This is a genomic window from Caldicellulosiruptor diazotrophicus (genome assembly GCF_017347585.1).
Taxonomy (GTDB): domain Bacteria; phylum Bacillota; class Thermoanaerobacteria; order Caldicellulosiruptorales; family Caldicellulosiruptoraceae; genus Caldicellulosiruptor; species Caldicellulosiruptor diazotrophicus.
Window position 1 is genome coordinate 406,271 of record NZ_AP024480.1, and the last position, 17,180, is coordinate 423,450.

General features: G+C 35.6%; 9 protein-coding genes. 6 read left to right on the top strand and 3 right to left on the bottom strand.

Features of this window, described 5'->3' with window-relative positions; all coding sequences use genetic code 11:
* Positions 1-190 precede the first annotated feature (190 nt).
* The 3 genes from CaldiYA01_RS01745 to CaldiYA01_RS01755 are packed head-to-tail and all read left to right on the top strand — an operon-like array spanning position 191 to position 3,429.
* Positions 191-580 carry a GntR family transcriptional regulator gene (locus CaldiYA01_RS01745; protein ID WP_207180714.1) on the top strand — a complete coding sequence of 130 codons (390 nt, stop codon included), beginning with the start codon at positions 191-193 and terminating at the stop codon, positions 578-580.
* Positions 573-1,472, top strand: a complete 900-nt coding sequence (locus CaldiYA01_RS01750; protein WP_207180716.1) for an ABC transporter ATP-binding protein — start codon at positions 573-575, stop codon at positions 1,470-1,472. The genes CaldiYA01_RS01745 and CaldiYA01_RS01750 overlap by 8 nt, the downstream gene beginning before the upstream one ends.
* Positions 1,447-3,429, top strand: a complete 1,983-nt coding sequence (locus CaldiYA01_RS01755; RefSeq protein ID WP_207180717.1) for a DUF6449 domain-containing protein — start codon at positions 1,447-1,449, stop codon at positions 3,427-3,429. Before CaldiYA01_RS01750 ends, CaldiYA01_RS01755 begins: the two co-directional genes overlap by 26 nt.
* 38 nt (positions 3,430-3,467) lie before the next feature.
* On the opposite strand, the gene CaldiYA01_RS01760 is transcribed toward CaldiYA01_RS01755, so the two are convergent.
* A complete protein-coding gene (locus CaldiYA01_RS01760) occupies positions 3,468-3,824 on the bottom strand; it encodes a gamma-glutamylcyclotransferase family protein (protein WP_207180719.1) in 357 nt (118 codons plus the stop codon).
* A gap of 55 nt (positions 3,825-3,879) precedes the next feature.
* Positions 3,880-4,272, bottom strand: coding sequence for a winged helix-turn-helix transcriptional regulator (locus CaldiYA01_RS01765; RefSeq protein WP_207180721.1), 393 nt, complete (start codon positions 4,270-4,272; stop codon positions 3,880-3,882).
* A gap of 146 nt (positions 4,273-4,418) precedes the next feature.
* Here CaldiYA01_RS01765 and CaldiYA01_RS01770 point away from each other — a divergent pair, with 146 nt between their 5' ends.
* Positions 4,419-5,606 carry an iron-containing alcohol dehydrogenase gene (locus tag CaldiYA01_RS01770; RefSeq protein WP_207180723.1) on the top strand — a complete coding sequence of 396 codons (1,188 nt, stop codon included), beginning with the start codon at positions 4,419-4,421 and terminating at the stop codon, positions 5,604-5,606.
* Positions 5,607-5,840: 234 nt separating this feature from the next.
* Entirely contained in the window at positions 5,841-12,785 is a 6,945-nt protein-coding gene (locus CaldiYA01_RS01775) for an endo-1,4-beta-xylanase (protein WP_207180725.1), read from the top strand.
* Between the two features lie 91 nt (positions 12,786-12,876).
* Here CaldiYA01_RS01775 and CaldiYA01_RS01780 read toward each other — a convergent pair whose 3' ends face one another.
* On the bottom strand, positions 12,877-14,766 hold the full coding sequence (locus CaldiYA01_RS01780; protein WP_207180727.1) for an APC family permease: 1,890 nt from the start codon (positions 14,764-14,766) through the stop codon (positions 12,877-12,879).
* A 419-nt stretch (positions 14,767-15,185) separates the two neighbouring features.
* Here CaldiYA01_RS01780 and CaldiYA01_RS01785 point away from each other — a divergent pair, with 419 nt between their 5' ends.
* Complete coding sequence (locus tag CaldiYA01_RS01785) at positions 15,186-17,150, top strand: glycoside hydrolase family 127 protein (RefSeq protein WP_207180729.1); 1,965 nt, start codon at positions 15,186-15,188, stop codon at positions 17,148-17,150.
* Positions 17,151-17,180: the final 30 nt, after the last annotated feature.

The window sequence follows — 17,180 nt, forward strand, 5'->3', positions numbered from 1 at the left end:
CATATTCATCTCTTTTTACTGTACTAAAAATTAGGGAAAAAAGAAATATAAATTAAAAGCGTTTTCAAATTAAAATATGCTTTACATTTTTGCAAAAACAACTTATAATATAACTGTACTATTACTAATAATACAGTTAATACAGATAAAGAGTACAAAACCTTTAATATAGAAAAGTGGTGAAATAAAAGTGTTTGAAGTTGATTGGAAAAGCAGGACGCCTATATATGAGCAGATTGTAGAAAAAATAAAAGAACTCATCATAAAGGAGGTATTGAAAGAAAATGAGCAGCTACCATCTGTAAGAGCCTTATCAAAAGAGCTTTCGGTTAATCCTAATACAATTCAAAAGGCTTATCGGGAATTAGAAAGAGAAGGGTTTATTTATTCTATCCCCGGAAAAGGGAATTTTGTTGTTCCTGTGAAGGCAAAGATTAATGCTAAAAAGCTGAGTAATTTAAAAGAGGAATTAAAAAAGATTTTGCAAGAAGCTTTTTTCCTTGGACTATCAAAGGAAGAGTTGATGGAAATTGTAGATGAGGTAGAAAGTAAAACAAAAGGAGGCACTCAACGTGATTGAGATAGAAGGAGTTTCAAAGAGTTTTGATGAGATTCAAGCATTAAAAGATATAAACTGTACAGTTTCCAGAGGTTCAATATTTGGGATTGCTGGGACAAATGGAGCAGGTAAAACTACTCTTTTAAAAACTATTGCTGGTGTATATAAACCGGATAGTGGTAAAATTAGCATTTATGGTGCTGATGTCCACGAAAATATTTCTATCAAGTCCAGGATGTTTTTTGTTCCTGACAATCCATACTTTCCCAGGGGTTTTTCAATCATTGATATGGCAAGGTTTTTTAAAGGGATTTACCCGAAATGGTCACAGGAGAGGTTTGAAAAGCTTAAAAGTTATTTTTCTCTTCCTTATAAAAAAAGAATAAATAGTTTCTCAAAAGGGAAGCAAAAACAAGTTGCGATTTTACTTGGTCTTTGCACAATGCCAGAGATTTTGATTTTAGATGAGCCTTTTGACGGACTTGATCCTGTTGTTCGCCAAATGTTTAAAAAAGTACTCATAGATGAGGTTGCAGAGAGACAGACGACAGTTTTGATATCTTCTCACAATTTAAGAGAACTTGAAGACTTATGTGACACAATCGCAATCTTGCATGAGGGAAAGATAGTAGCGAAGAAGGATATAGATGATTTAAAACAAACCGTTACGAAATTTCAGGTTGTATTTAAAAAGAATTTTGATATTGATTCTCTCAAAGACTTTAAGATACTTTCTTACATCAAAAAAGGAAATGTAGAAATATTAGTTGTTAAAGGGGACAGACAAAGGATTTTAGAGATTCTAAACAAATATGAACCAATAGTACTTGATACAGTACCACTTACATTAGAGGAGATATTCATCTATGAGATGGGAGGGATTGGATATGAGGTTAAAGATATCATTCTTTAATAAAAGCATTTTCCTGTCAGACCTAAAAAGATATAGCTGGATAGGTTTACTGTACTTTCTTGGACTTTTTACAAATCCGCTTTTAATTATTCTGTTTGATATACCAAATATTTTGAAATATAAAGATTTCAAGATTTCATCATCAGTTTTAAATTATTGGAGTTATACAGGACTTTTGACATTTTTGGCTGGTATGCTTACGTCAATTTTGATTTTTAGCTATATTCACTCGAAGGAAGCCTCTGATTCTATTCACAGTCTTCCAGTAAAAAGAGAAACTCTGTACTTTTCTCATGTATTTTCTGGCTGTTTTATACTACTTATTCCTGTTATATTAAATACTGCTATTATTTTGGGCTTGGTAATCAGATTTAAAGATTTCTTTGTGTTTGGAACAGAAGAGGTTTTTTCATGGGGGCTTTATATAACTTTGTACTGTATGCTGTTTTTTACAGTTACAACCTTTTGTGCAAGCATAACGGGTTCAATAGCTGTTCAAGGATTTTTGACAATTGTTCTCTTAAATCTACCGGGGTTCTTATACCTAACAGGAATTCCAAACCTTTATGGCTTGGTTTTTGGATATTATGCAGAAACAAACTTTCAGCTTATTGACAAACTAATACCGCTTGGAAGAATCTTTGGTGGCGGCAGTATGCCTAAAATGGGTTTTGTAGAAAAGATAGTTTATATTTCTCTAGTAATTATTTTTTTCATACTTGGTGCAATCTTTTATAGAGTTCGCAAAAGCGAAAAAGCAGGAGAGTCTATTGTTTTTAAACCTTTTGAGTATATATTCAAATATGGAGCTGCGTTTTGCGGGATGCTTTTTGTTGGTTCTTATTCTACTCCGCTTGCTCAAGGTAAACTTTGGAGTATTCTTCTCAGCTATTTTATTGGTTCGTTTGTTTGTTATTTAGTTGCTGAAATGATCTTGAACAAGAGATTTAATGTCTTCAACAGAAAGCTATTTCAATATGTATATTTTTTGATAGCAATGATAGCAATAATTGGAATTGTTAAATTAGACGTTTTTGGCTTTGAAAGGTATGTACCAAAACCAAATGAGGTGAAAGCTATGATTTTTAAAGATGACACTTTTCTATCGTCATATAATTTTTCAACATATAAAATTGACAATAAATTTTTCAATCGTGATATCATCAATAATACTATAAGACTTCATGAGTATATTACAAAAAATAAAAGACATGTTTTGGCATCAGCAAATCAACCTTTTTCGTGGACTTCTAATTTGTACATCAAGTACTATCTCAAAGATGGCAAAGAAATTGAGAGACAATATGTAGTTGATAGATACTCTTTATCAAAGTATTTAAAACCGATTTATGAAAATAGAAACTATAAGCAGCACATAAATCCATTATTTAAAGTAAGGCAAACAAATGTAAAGTCAATTGTACTTACTAAAAGAGGTTCAGAAAGGCAATTCAACATTAAAGAAGAAGATATTCAAAAGTTTCTAACCATCCTAAAAGAAGAGTTTTCCAATACTAAGTATGAAGAGCTTGTTTTCACTACAAAGGAGCCTTGGGGGTATATTACAATAAATCTTAAAAATGTAATTTACAGAGGTTATAATACATTTGCAAGTCACTTAGATGTACCTTTTTCAAAGTCATACTCAAAACTCGAAAAGTGGCTTTCTGAAAGAGGTTACATAAAATATGCCCGTGTCATGCCAGATGAGATAGCATATGCTGCGATTGGGAAAGTGAGCAGTCCAGAAAAAGTAAGAAATAGTGTACCTGAAAAGCTTGCTCAAAAAGCCTTTAAAAAGGCTACAGATAAAAGCTTAATTGAAAAATACCTTCGCAATTATGAAAATCCATATATATGGCACAGTTACAAAAGTAATGGTAAACAGCTTTATTATATCATCTTTTTTGACAGAGCTAATCATATCTATGACTGGGGGTTATTAAAATCACTGTAAAAAAATAACTTGAAGTTTTTCCAGGCAAGTATAAAGCTTCATCCCCTCCATGGTTGATTCTCAAAAGGAACGTAGTTATCCTCATCAACATCAAACAAATACACATAAGTCCAAGCTTTCAAAATGTCACCTTTCTCAAGCACAACCTCAACCTCTTTTCTTTTGTAAAGCTCACCTTCATCCTCAAATTCATCTATCTTTTTCAAGGTGCTTGGGTCAATTTGGTAAACCTCACCCAGCACCTTTGAGTTTTCTTTTGGTACTATCGCTGGGTACCAGCTTACCTTGTAAAGCCCAAAGCCTTCTAAAAGGGCTTTTCCTATAAATTTACAGCCTTTGAGCAAATAGTTGTGGCTGTTATGAGAAAGAAGGCTGCCATAGACAAAAATGTACATTTGTAAATATCCCCCTTTTTAATTTTAAAATTTTGCCAGCGGCTTTTCTCTGTGTTCAGGAATCATCCTGAGCAATCTCACAGGAATCTTCATTGCAAAGACAGTACTTTAGTTTATATCCAAAATAGTTGTACTTATCAGCCCAGTCGCACATCATATCTAAGATAGGTAGTACTTCTTTTCCTTTTTCGGTTATTGTATACTCAACCTTAATAGGTACTTCAGGATAGACCTTTCTCTCAACAAGTCCATACTCCTCAAGCTCACGAAGCTGTTTTGTTAAAATTCTGTGAGTAATATCAGGAATTAAGTGTTGCAGCTGAGCAAATCTAAGTGTTCCGTACTCTCCTAAATACCACAAAATCAAAGGTTTCCATTTTCCGCCTATTACTTCAAATGCAACTTCAATCTCGCATGTTGCTTCTTTGACCTTCTGCTTTTGGGACATAGAAAAAACACCTTCCTTTGGTATCATCTATGATACTTAATATTAAAAAAGTGCGCTCTTTGTAAATGACATCAAGTATATTATACTAAACTTAAAAGAGATTGTGTTTTGGCATTTACAGATTAAAAGTGTGGAGGGAATATGCAATGGAAAACTTGGTTTTCAATTATTTTATACCCACAAAAATATTGTTTGGACCAGGAAGTTTGAACAGACTCAAAGACGAAAATTTGCCCGGAAAGAAAGCCTTGATTGTAATATCTGCTGGAACGTCTATGAAAAAGTATGGGTATTTAGACAGACTTACATCAATATTGAAAGAAAAGAAAGTTGATTATGTTATATTTGACAAGATTTTGCCAAATCCAATTAAAAAACATGTTATGGAAGGGGCAAAATTAGCAAAAGAAGAAGGCTGTGACTTTGTAATTGGTCTTGGTGGAGGAAGTAGCATCGACTCTGCAAAAAGCATTGCTATTATGGCAAAAAACGATGGTGATTACTGGGACTATATTGTTGGAGGTAGCGGAAAAGGTAAATTTCCATCAAACGGTGCACTTCCTATTGTGGCAATAACAACAACAGCTGGAACTGGAACAGAGGCTGACCCTTGGACTGTTATAACAAATGAAGAGACAAACGAGAAGATAGGTTATGGTAACCAGTACACATTCCCAACTTTGTCGGTTGTAGACCCAGAACTTATGTTGAGTGTTCCACCGCATTTGACAGCATATCAGGGGTTTGACGCTTTCTTCCATGCAGTCGAAGGGTATATTGCAAAGATTGCAACTCCGGTCAGTAGTATGTTTGCCCTCAAAAGCGTTGAGCTTATAGCAAAATACTTGCCTCTTTGTGTAAAAGATGGGACAAATATAGAGGCAAGAACATATGTTGCACTTGCAAACACTTTGGCAGGGTTTGTTGAGTCGACTTCCAGCTGTACATCAGAGCATTCAATGGAACATGCTCTCTCTGCATTTTACCCAGATTTGCCACACGGTGCAGGACTTATAATGCTATCTGAAGCATACCATACATTCTTTGCATCAAAAGTGCCTGAAAAATATGTTCAGCTTGCAAAGGCAATGGGTGTTGATGTGGATTCCTTGCCAGAGGATGAAAGACCATTTGCATTTGTCAAGACAATGAAAAAGCTTCAAGAAGAGTGTGGAGTTGGGAATTTAAAGATGTCTGACTATGGAATAAAAGGAAATGAAATAGAAAAGCTTGCTGACAACGCAGTAAAAACAATGGGTGGACTTTTTGAGGTTGACCCATATAAGCTTTCTTTTGAAGAAACTGTGCAGATAATGAAAAATGCATATAAATAAATTGTAGAATTTAGATAAGTTTATATTATTCAAGCACAGCAGAAGTAAAAACTGCTGTGCTTATTTTGTTTGTTATAAATGAAATATTAAAGAATATTAGAAAAATTCAGTCAATATTGAAATCAAATTTAATTTAATTTTTAGGAGATTTTAGTCAAATTTTTGGGGTTTAAGTTTGAAATTTAATGTTATATATTATTCTCAAGCCAAAATAAAGGGAGGGAAGATAAAATAATGAAAAAGCGACTTATAGCATTTCTTGTGATGCTGATATTTGTCATCTCATTGCTAAATCCAATATACCAATCTTTTTTGACACCGGTTGCAAAAGCTCAAAGCAGCCAAACTAATTTAAAATTTGACTTTGAAAACGGTACCCAGGGGTGGACAGGAAGAGGAACCTCAACTACTGTTTCAACCGTTTACGGAGTGGCTTATGAAGGAGATTACTCTTTAAAAGTTTCAGGCAGAAATTCATCGTGGGATGGGGCAGTTGTTGATATTACTTCAAACGTTTCGGTAAATACCACATATACTGTATCTATGTTTGTTTATCATAATGATGCAAAGCCGCAAAGATTTGCGGTATACGTATATGTGAAAGACAGTGCAAGTGAAAAATATATACAGATTGCAGACAAAGTAGTAATGCCAAATTACTGGAAACAAATATTTGGTAAATTTACTATTAGTACCTCTAATCCTCTCCAAATAGTTAAACTTCTTGTATGTGTTCCTTCTAACAAATCAGTTGAATTCTATGCCGATAGTGTAATTGTAACATCTGCTCAGTCAACTTCATCAGGCATTGTAAAATCATCTACGTTTGAAAGCGGTAGCACCGAAGGCTGGCAGGCAAGAGGAACTGGCTCAGATGCTCAAATTTCTGTAGTCGATACAGTTGCACATTTGGGTAGCAAGAGCTTATATGTTACAGGAAGGGCTCAAACATGGCAGGGTGCTCAAATAGATTTTACAAATATTCTTGAAAAGGGGAAAGAGTATCAGTTTAGCATATGGGTTTATCAGAACAGTGGAAGTGACCAAAAGATAACACTTACGATGGAGAGAAAGAATGCAGATAATACCACAAATTATGATACCATAAAATGGCAGCAGACTGTTCCATCAGGTGTATGGACTGAAATAACAGGCTCATACCAAGTGCCACAGACTGCAATTAAACTTACGTTCTATGTAGAATCTCCAAATGCTACTTTGAGTTTTTACCTTGATGACTTTTCAGCAGTGGACAAAAATCCACCTGTTGTAAATCCGGGTCTAATTAAATCATGTACATTTGAAAGTGGATCGACTGAGGAATTTGTTCCAAGAGGAGGTACTGTTTCACTTACAGTTTATGATAATGTTTATTATCACTCTGGGACAAAGGCATTGTATGTATCTGGAAGAACATCTACCTGGCATGGTGCACAGATGGATTTGACAAGTCTTCTTGAAAAGGGGAAAGAGTATCAATTTAGTATATGGGTTTATCAAGATAGTGGAAGTGACCAAAAAATAACTCTTACAATGCAAAGAAAAAATTCAGATAATACCACAAGTTATGATTCTATAAAATACCAGCAAACAGTTCCATCTGGCACATGGACAGAGGTCTCAGGTTCATACCAAGTGCCACAGACTGCAACTCAGCTTGTATTCTATGTTGAGTCACCAAATGCTACATTGAGTTTTTATCTTGATGATTTTACAGTAATAGATAAAAACCCAATTACAATTCCAACTGCAGCAAAACAGCCAGAATGGGAGATTCCATCACTTTGTCAGCATTACAGCCAGTACTTCTCAATTGGTGTTGCAATACCTTATAAGGTTTTGCAAAATCCTGTTGAAAGTGCAATGGTACTAAAGCACTTCAACAGTATTACTGCTGAAAATGAAATGAAACCAGATGCACTTCAAAGAACAGAAGGTCAGTTTAATTTTACTATAGCGGATCAATATGTTAACTTTGCCCAGAACAATAATATTGGTATAAGAGGGCATACTTTAGTTTGGCATCAGCAAACCCCATCATGGTTCTTCCAGCACAGTGACGGGACGGCGCTTGATCCGAGCAATCCAGAAGATAAACAACTTTTAAGAGATAGATTAAAAACTCATATTCAGACTGTTATGTCAAGGTATCAAGGTAAAATTTATGCATGGGACGTTGTAAATGAAGCAATTGACGAAAATCAACCAGATGGATACAGAAGAAGTGAATGGTACAGAATTTTAGGGCCAACTCCAGAAACCGGTGGAATACCTGAATATATTATCTTGGCATTCCAATATGCACGACAGGCAGACCCAAGTGCAAAGCTTTTCTATAATGACTACAACACTGAAAATCCAAAGAAGAGACAGTTCATTTACAACATGGTCAAAAAATTACACGATATGAACTTAATTGATGGTGTTGGTTTGCAAGGCCACATTAATGTTGATTCTCCAACAGTTAAAGAGATAGAAAACACAATCAATCTATTTTCAACAATCCCTGGGCTTGAAATTCAGATAACAGAGCTTGACATAAGTGTTTATACAAGCAGCAGCCAGCGTTATGACACATTGCCACAAGACATAATGATTAAACAAGCTTTGAAATTCAAAGAGTTATTTGAGATGTTAAAACGCCACAGCGACAGAATAACAAATGTAACACTTTGGGGTCTTAAAGATGATTATTCGTGGCTATCAAAAGATAGAAACAATTGGCCATTGCTTTTCGATAGCAACTATCAAGCAAAATACAGCTACTGGGCGATTGTAGAACCTTCAGTTTTGCCTCTTGCAATAAATAAGGCATATGCTATCAATGCTTCAGCAGCAATAGATGGTGTTATGGACAGGGAATACAAAGGTGCTGTTCCAATTGAAATAAAAGATGATTCAGGTAATACAAAAGCTACAGCACGGGCTTTGTGGAATACTAATGAAGTATACCTGTACGTATATGTGAATGACTCAACGTATAATCCATCAACTGATTATATTATGGTATGCATTGATCAAGATAATGCAAAGCTTCCTGAGCTAAAAGCAGATGATTTTTGGGCTATTATAACCAGAGGTGGCGTGTTGACAGAACTGCAAGACGGAAAAATTGCAGCATACAAAGTTGTATCGCAGCAAGGTTCATATGTTGTTGAAGCTAAGATTATTCTTGACAATCAACTTGCTAAAGGATCTAATATCGGGTTTGATTTAGTAGTAAGAGATGATACTAACGTATTCTGCTGGAATGATAAGACAAATTCCCAGTTATATGCAACTGATAATTATGGTATTTTAAGTATGACTGATAGCATAAAATTTGCTACAGTATATAAAGGGACACCTAGGATAGATGGCAATGAAGACCCAATATGGGACTTTGCAACCCAAATAACAACCCAGACACCAATTCAGGTAAGTGGTACTGTATATGCAACAGCTTATGCAAATGTTAAGCTTTTATGGGATGAAACTGCTCTATATATTTGGGCAGACGTATATGACCCACTTTTAAACAAAGCTAATGTAAATCCATGGGAGCAAGATTCGATTGAATTCTTTGTGGATGAGAATAATCATAAAACCTCTTTCTATGAAGATGACGATGTTCAATACAGAGTAAATTATGAAAACACACAGACATTTGGTACAAACGGTTCAGCACAGAACTTTATCACAAACACAAAGATAACTCCATTTGGATACACAGTTGAGGCAAAGGTTTATATGAGAACAACAAATCTTTCTGAAGGCATGATAATAGGTTTTGATGTTCAAGTAAACGACGCCGACCATACAGGTAAGAGAGTAAATATCATTACATGGAACGACAAGAGTGGAAATGACTGGAGAGATACTACTGGGTTTGGGTGCATTGAATTGGCTGGTATAAATCCACAACAAGCAAAGAGGATATATGCAAATTATGGTTCACCAGATATTGATGGTGAAGTAGATGAAATCTGGGATACTGTAGATTGGAATGTTCCAGCAATTTATTCAACAAGTACTCAAACATCAGGTAAGTTCAAATTATTATGGGATGACAAAGCATTATATGTCTTAGCAGAAGTTTATGATCAAGTTTTGAATTCTGCTAACTCGACACCATATCAACAAGATTCTGTTGAAGTGTTTATAGATGAAAACTTTGATAGGGCAATTTCTTATCAACCTGACGACCTACACTATAGAGTAAATTATGACAACCTTAAGACAACAGATGCGGGTGACATCCTAAGATTTTATACAAAAACTAAACTTCTGCCAAACGGCTATAGAGTAGAAGCAAGAATAGCTTTGAATATAAAGCCTACAAATGGTACTATTATGGGATTTGAGTTCCAGATTAATGAAGCAGATTCAAGTGGAAGAAGAGTAGCAACAATAAACATGTTTGATAGAACAGGAAACGCATGGCAAAATCCATCGTTGTTCGGCGAAGTTAAACTGATAGGGAGGCCTTTACAAGTTACGCCTAAACTCAATCCATATGATTTGATGTGCTATCTCGAATATGCAAAAAGTATTGACAAACATGTATTTATAAATGGGAACATATTAAATGATCCAATAGCTGAAGCAGAAATACTTTTACAAAGCGGACAATACACACAGCAGCAGTTAGATTCAGCACTTGAACAATTAAAGAATGCACTCAATAATTTAAGAAGAAGTGACAAATATCCAGAGCCAGAAACGATGCCAATTATTGAACAGTTACCTGATCCATTCACGTTCAGTGATGGTTCAAAAGTTCAAAGACGTAGTGATTGGTCTAAACGTGCTGCTGAATTAAAGGATTTATATCAGTTCTATATGTATGGATACAAACCTGATAGTACAGTTGAGGAAGTAACATACACATTAAATGGAAATACATTGACTATAACAGTCAAAAAAGGAGGCAAACAAGCATCATTCAATGCAACAGTTTCATTACCAACATCACAATCAGTGTATGAACCACCTTATCCAGTTATAATTTCTCTTGGTTATTTAGCATCATTTGATTGGACTACATGGCAGTTTATAAACTATGCACCGATTGCAAACAAAAGAGGTTATGCTGTAGTTACATTTATGCCAAACGATGTAGCAAGTGATGATTCGAGTTACAGAGGAGCATTTTATACACTCTACCCGCGTTCTAAAAAAGTAAACGAAGACACTGGTGTTCTTATGGCATGGGCTTGGGGTGCTTCCAAGATTCTTGATGTGTTATATAAAGGAGCAATACCTGAAATAGATCCAACAAAAGCAATAGTTACAGGCTTCTCAAGATATGGTAAAGCTGCTCTTGTTGCTGGTGCGTTTGATGATAGATTTGCAGTTGTAAATCCTCATGCATCGGGTCAAGGCGGAGCAGGTTCGTTTAGAATTAAATTTGACGGTAAACAATATCCATGGGGTGTTGCAGGTAATACAGAATCATTTGCTAACTTACAAGGGAATACAGAGGCACATTGGTTCAATTCAGTGTTCTTAGAATTCAAAGATCCAAGACAATTGCCTTTTGACCAACACGAATTGATTGCTCTATGTGCACCAAGAACTGTTATTATCACAGGAGGGTATTCAGACTGGGGTACAAATCCTGAAGGTACTTGGGTATCTTACATTGGTGCAAGAAAAGTATATGAATTCCTTGGTATACCAGATAAAATAGGTTTTGCATTAAGAGATGGCAGTCATGCAATAACATTAGAAGATATAGCTAATTTACTTGATTTCTGTGATTGGCAATTAAGAGGCATTATACCAGTTGGAAAAGATTTTTCAACAAGTAGATTTACAATTGACCCAGCTTGGGATACTATTGTTGTACCAACACTTTACAAGAATCCAAACCTCAAACAACTTGTAATAAGTGCCGGAACACTTTCATTCAATAAAGATGTAATTTCATATAACATTTCAGTGCCATATGAAACAACTGCAATTACAGTTACTGCAGTACCTGAGGCTCCAACATCCATTGTTTACATCAATGATGTTCAGAGTAATACAAGGGCAATATCTCTAAATGTAGGTGCGAATACAGTTCGTATCAAAGTTGTCGCTGATGATGGTTCAACAAAAGTTTACACAATTAATATTACAAGAAATACAGTATCATCACCGTCAACAGTGATGATACCAACGCCTTCAACAGGTACAACGACAACCACGACGCAACAAACCCAGCGACAGCAGCAGACTCAGCAGCAAACGCAAACTACAACCCAGCAACAACAAACAACTTCTACAGCTTCACAGAATATAGCAACTGTTAAACTTGAAGCTGATAAGCCAGCAACAATCAGACTGGGGCAAGACATAAAGGTTGTTGTTTCACCTGATGCTGTTACAAGCAGAAATGCATTAATCAAAGTAGAAAAAATTGAAAAATTAGATACCGGTATCAATATTGGAATAAATATTACTCCTGCTATTAAACTCACAGTTGAAAATGCAGATTTTATGAAACCTGTTCCTATTGAAATAAAGGTCGACCCTGTATCTTTCAAGGAAGGTAAGATACCTGTTGCGTTTGTAATAGATGAAACAAACAAAGCAGTGCTTGTTCCTGTTAAGAAAGAAGTGAACAAAGTTGTTGTTAATGCAACAAAAGAAGGGGCAGTAGTTGTAGTTGCTGCAAAATTAGAAGAAGTTTATAAAGATGTTACAAAAAATTATTGGGCTTATGACACATTTAAACAAGCAGTAACATCTGGGTTAGTTGTGGGTTACAATGACATGACATTAAAGCCTTCAAAGAATGTAACACTTGCTGAAGCAGCTGTAATTGTTCAGAGAGCGTTTGAAGTTCAACCAAAGGATATGAGCAACAAGCCTGCAAATGTTCCTGGCTGGGCACTATCAGCTATCAAAGCACTACTTGACAATGAAGTTATCTCAGAAGTTGACGATGCTAATAGGCCACTTACAAGGATTGAAGCTGTATCGATAATTATGAAGGTATTAGAAAAGGTCGGAGTTAATGTGGAACCTGCAGAGATTGAATTTAGTGACTTGCTTGAACAGTCATCTACTGATGTTGAATATCTTACAAAGGCATACAAACTTGGAATTGTCAAGGGTTATCCAGATGGCACATTCAGACCACAAAATACAATTACAAGAGCTGAATTTTTGACATTGCTTTTCAGGGCACTGAGCAATTTAAAGAAATAACATACAAAAAGGGAGCTGAACCTCAAGACAGGTCAGCTCCCTTTTTTTATTATTTATTATCAGTTATAATCGAGATTAAATCTTTAGAAAGCTAATCTTCCTCTAATACCTTCCACAAAGGTTTGTTCTTTTTCTTCAAAATCACATCATCATCTTTTAGCTTAAGTGGCATAACAGATACAACAATGTGCTTGTGTTTTAAAAGCTCTTTTTCTATAAACAGCCATGTATGGTTGTGCAAAATCTTTTGCCACCAGCGCTGTACGGTGAATTTAGGTATGATGACTGTTATCATGTCCCCCTTTTGGTAGTTATATTCTTCTGACTTTATATACTCTAAAAGCGGTTCTAATATTTTTCTATAAGGTGAATACCTTATTACAAGTGGTATGGAGCAGTTGAGCATTTTATATCTTTCTTGGAGCTTTTTTGCCTGCTCTTCATTTATTGATACATTAAAAGCAATTACATTGTCTGAGATTGTCTTTGCAAATCTCAAAGCACGAATGCTTGCCTTGTTTAAACTTTCAATAGGAACAATAACCCTGTTTCTATATATATTGTGTTCAACGTCCAAAAGTTCTTTATCTTCAGGCTTTACTCTTAACTGGTCAGCAACAGCAATATAATGAAGCTTTACCTTTATCATTGCAAAGACAAGTAGAGGAATTAAAAGAACTACAATCCATGCACCTTCTTTGAATTTAGTTATTGCAATTATAATAACAACAACAAATGTTGTGAGTGCACCAAATCCATTTATAAATGCTTTTATGTGCCAATGACTGCCTTTGTTCTTAAGCCATCTTACAAACATACCTGATTGAGATAGTGTAAATGATATAAAAACACCAACCGCATAAAGTCCAATGAGTGCTGTGACGTTACCATTAAATGCTACAATCAAGAGTGCGGATACCAGAGCAAGGATGATAATTCCATTTGAGTATGAAAGCTTATCACCTTTGAGGCTCAGCTGCCTTGGAACAAATTCTTCTTTTGCCATGACAGCAACAAGCATTGGAAAGCCCGAAAACGCAGTGTTTGCAGCAAAAACAAGGATTATAAAGGTTGTTGCAGCAACAATGTAATACATAAAGCTTTTACCAAAAATTTCTTGTGCCATCAAAACAAGCATGGCACCTTCAGTAGGAACTATATGATAGTGTGTTGCCAAAAGTGTTGTTCCGCCGAATAACACAAGGATTATCAAAGATAATAAAAGCAAAACAGTTTTAGCATGTTTTGTTGCCGGGTCCTTAAAGTTTGGAACAGCATTTGATACAGCCTCAATTCCAGTCAGTGCTGTGCACCCGCTTGCAAATGCCTTCAAAAGCAAAACGAGAGTAACAGGATGCGTGGAATAATTAATCTTTGGCTCTGGTGGAACATATCCTAGCTTTAGCTTTATATAACCCCCTATAATTAAAGCCAAAATTGAAAACATAAAAGCATATGCAGGTATACCAAATATTCTGGATGATTCTCTTATTCCTCGTAAATTTCCAATCATCAAAAATAGAACTAAAAATAAACACAGGGCAATCTTATACGGCTTTAAAAATTCAAGTGCGGTTACAATCTGGTCAACACCTGAAGAAATAGAAACTGCCACTGTCAAGATGTAATCAACAGACAAAGCAGCCCCTGCCATAATGCCTGCCAAAACACCAAGATTGTCTTTTGCAACAATAAACGCACCGCCGCCATTTGGATAGTTTTCAATAGTTTGTCTGTAAGAGAGCATTAAAATAAAAAGAAGTATTATGATTGCGGCAGTTACAACAGATATTTCTTTAAAAGCGAGAAATCCTATTGCAGGCAAGAGTACATACAAAATTTCTTGTCCAGCGTATGCAACAGATGATATAGCATCACTTGACAAAATCGGTAATCCCCATAAAACACCATATTTTTCTGTCTTCTCTGCTTCATTTGGTAAAGGTTTTCCTATAAGGATTCTCTTTAGCTTTTCAAACAAACCAAAACTCCCCCTCTGAGTAGTTAATTTAAAGTTATATTCACATACAAAATTATATTCCCCTAAAAGATTTAATTCAATTGTTATTTTGATGTTTTATAGATAGTAAAATATACACGTTGTAGAGATTATGCACTAAAAATTGAGCTAACTGAAAAATAGCTCAAGTGGTTTATTTTTCTGAGACCTTTAAAATTTAAGCCAAAAAAAGGCAATTTAAATATGCTCAAAACTGAGAGCAACAAGTTGTATAAAATATATAATGAAGTGATATAAGTCTGGTCATGACAACAAATCAAGGCAAAAAGTTAAATCAAATTTTTCCACCAAAATTATTGTTTTTTCAACTTGAAAAAGTAAGAATAGTGTCAGAAAATAAAGACAAAGGATAAAATTAAATACTTAGGTGGTGGGAAAATATGACTAAAAATCCTTTCACAAATTCTTTGAAATCCCCAGAAATAAAAGATGTCATTATCAAAGACCCATTTTGGGGAAGGTATATAGACCTTGTTCGTGATGTAGTTGTACCATATCAGTGGGAAATTTTAAATGACCTTGTTGATATTCCTGTCAAGAGCCATGCAATAAAGAATTTCAAAATAGCAGCAGGTCTTGAAGATGGGGAGTTTGAAGGATTTGTCTTTCAAGATAGCGATGTTGCAAAATGGCTTGAAGCAGCTTCATACGTCCTTGAAAAGTATCCAGACCCTGATTTGGAAAAGAAGGTTGATGAGGTTATACAGCTGATTGGCAAGGCTCAGTGGGAAGATGGGTACCTCAATACATATTTTACCATCAAGGAAAAGGGCAAAAGATGGACAAATTTAGAAGAGTGCCATGAACTTTACACTGCAGGACATATGATTGAAGCTGGTGTTGCTCACTTTAAAGCAACTGGAAAGACTAAGCTTTTAGATATTGTTTGCAAGCTTGCAGACCATATCTATAGTGTGTTTGGAAAAGAGGAGGGTAAGATCAGAGGCTACGATGGACATCCCGAGATAGAGCTTGCTCTTGTAAAACTATATGAGGTAACAAACAATAGCAAATACCTTGAACTTGCAAAGTTTTTTATTGATGAAAGAGGACAAGAACCATACTACTTTGATATAGAGTGGGAAAAAAGAGGCAAAAAAGAGCATTGGAAAGGTTTTAAAGGACTTGGGAGAGAGTATTTGCAAGCACATAAGCCTGTTCGAGAGCAAAGAGAAGCTGTGGGACATGCTGTCAGAGCAGTTTATCTTTATTCTGGTATGGCAGATGTTGCAGCATATACACAGGATAAAGAGCTTTTTGACGTGTGCAAGACTCTCTTTGATAACATAGTCAAGAGGAAGATGTATATCACTGGTGCAATTGGCTCATCTGCACATGGTGAGGCATTTACATTTGAGTATGATTTGCCAAATGATGCAGCATATGCTGAGACTTGTGCATCTGTAGGTCTTATCTTTTTTGCACATCGCTTAAACAAAATAGAGCCGCATGCTAAGTATTACGATGTTGTAGAAAGGGCTCTTTATAACACCGTTATTGGTTCTATGTCGCAGGATGGTAAAAAGTATTTTTATGTGAACCCTCTTGAGGTATATCCGAAAGAAGTGGAAAAGAGGTTTGACAGACACCATGTGAAACCTGAGCGTCAGCCGTGGTTTGGGTGTGCGTGCTGTCCGCCAAATGTTGCAAGGCTTTTAGCGTCTTTGGGCAGGTATATTTATAGCTACACCAATGATGAAATTTACGTGAATTTATTCATCGGCAGTAGTAGTCATGTAGAAGTATGTGGCACTAAGGTTTTGCTCCAGCAAGTGTCAAGTTATCCTTTTGAAGACATGGTCAAGATAGATTTAAAACCTTCAAAAGAAGCAAGATTTAAGCTTTATCTTAGGGTTCCAGGCTGGTGTGAAAACTATGAGGTTTATATAAATGGGGAAGAAGAACAGATACAGAAACTGGAAAACAGCTATGTTTGCATTGATAGGTTGTGGAAAGAAAATGATCAAGTTATATTAAAGATACCAACAGAGGTTAAAATGGTAAGTTCACACCCGCAGGTGAGGAGCAATGTAGGTAAAGTGGCAGTTGTGAAAGGCCCTGTTGTATTTTGTGCAGAAGAAGCAGACAATGGCAAGAATTTGCATCTGCTTTTTGTTGATGTAAACAGCAAGTGCAAGTTAGAATTTAATAGCAATATTTTAGGAGGTTTGTACACAGTTGAAGTAGATGGTTTTAGGATGGCAGAAGATGATTTTGGTCAAGAGCTTTACAAGAGGCACAGGCCAAAGTTTGTGCCTGTAAAAATAAAGTTTATTCCTTATTATGCCTGGGCCAATAGGGGAGTTGGTGAAATGAAGGTGTGGCTGTGGCAATGGTCTTTTTAAGCAAAATTTTAGACAGCTAAAATGCAAAAG

What these genes read in the sequence shown, in the direction of transcription:
- CaldiYA01_RS01760 (WP_207180719.1), bottom strand. Translation starts at nt 3,824, where the DNA reads ATGTACATTTTTGTCTATGGCAGCCTTCTTTCTCATAACAGCCACAAC.
- CaldiYA01_RS01775 (WP_207180725.1), top strand. Translation starts at nt 5,841, where the DNA reads ATGAAAAAGCGACTTATAGCATTTCTTGTGATGCTGATATTTGTCATC.
- CaldiYA01_RS01755 (WP_207180717.1), top strand. Translation starts at nt 1,447, where the DNA reads ATGAGGTTAAAGATATCATTCTTTAATAAAAGCATTTTCCTGTCAGAC.
- CaldiYA01_RS01765 (WP_207180721.1), bottom strand. Translation starts at nt 4,272, where the DNA reads ATGTCCCAAAAGCAGAAGGTCAAAGAAGCAACATGCGAGATTGAAGTT.
- CaldiYA01_RS01785 (WP_207180729.1), top strand. Translation starts at nt 15,186, where the DNA reads ATGACTAAAAATCCTTTCACAAATTCTTTGAAATCCCCAGAAATAAAA.
- CaldiYA01_RS01770 (WP_207180723.1), top strand. Translation starts at nt 4,419, where the DNA reads ATGGAAAACTTGGTTTTCAATTATTTTATACCCACAAAAATATTGTTT.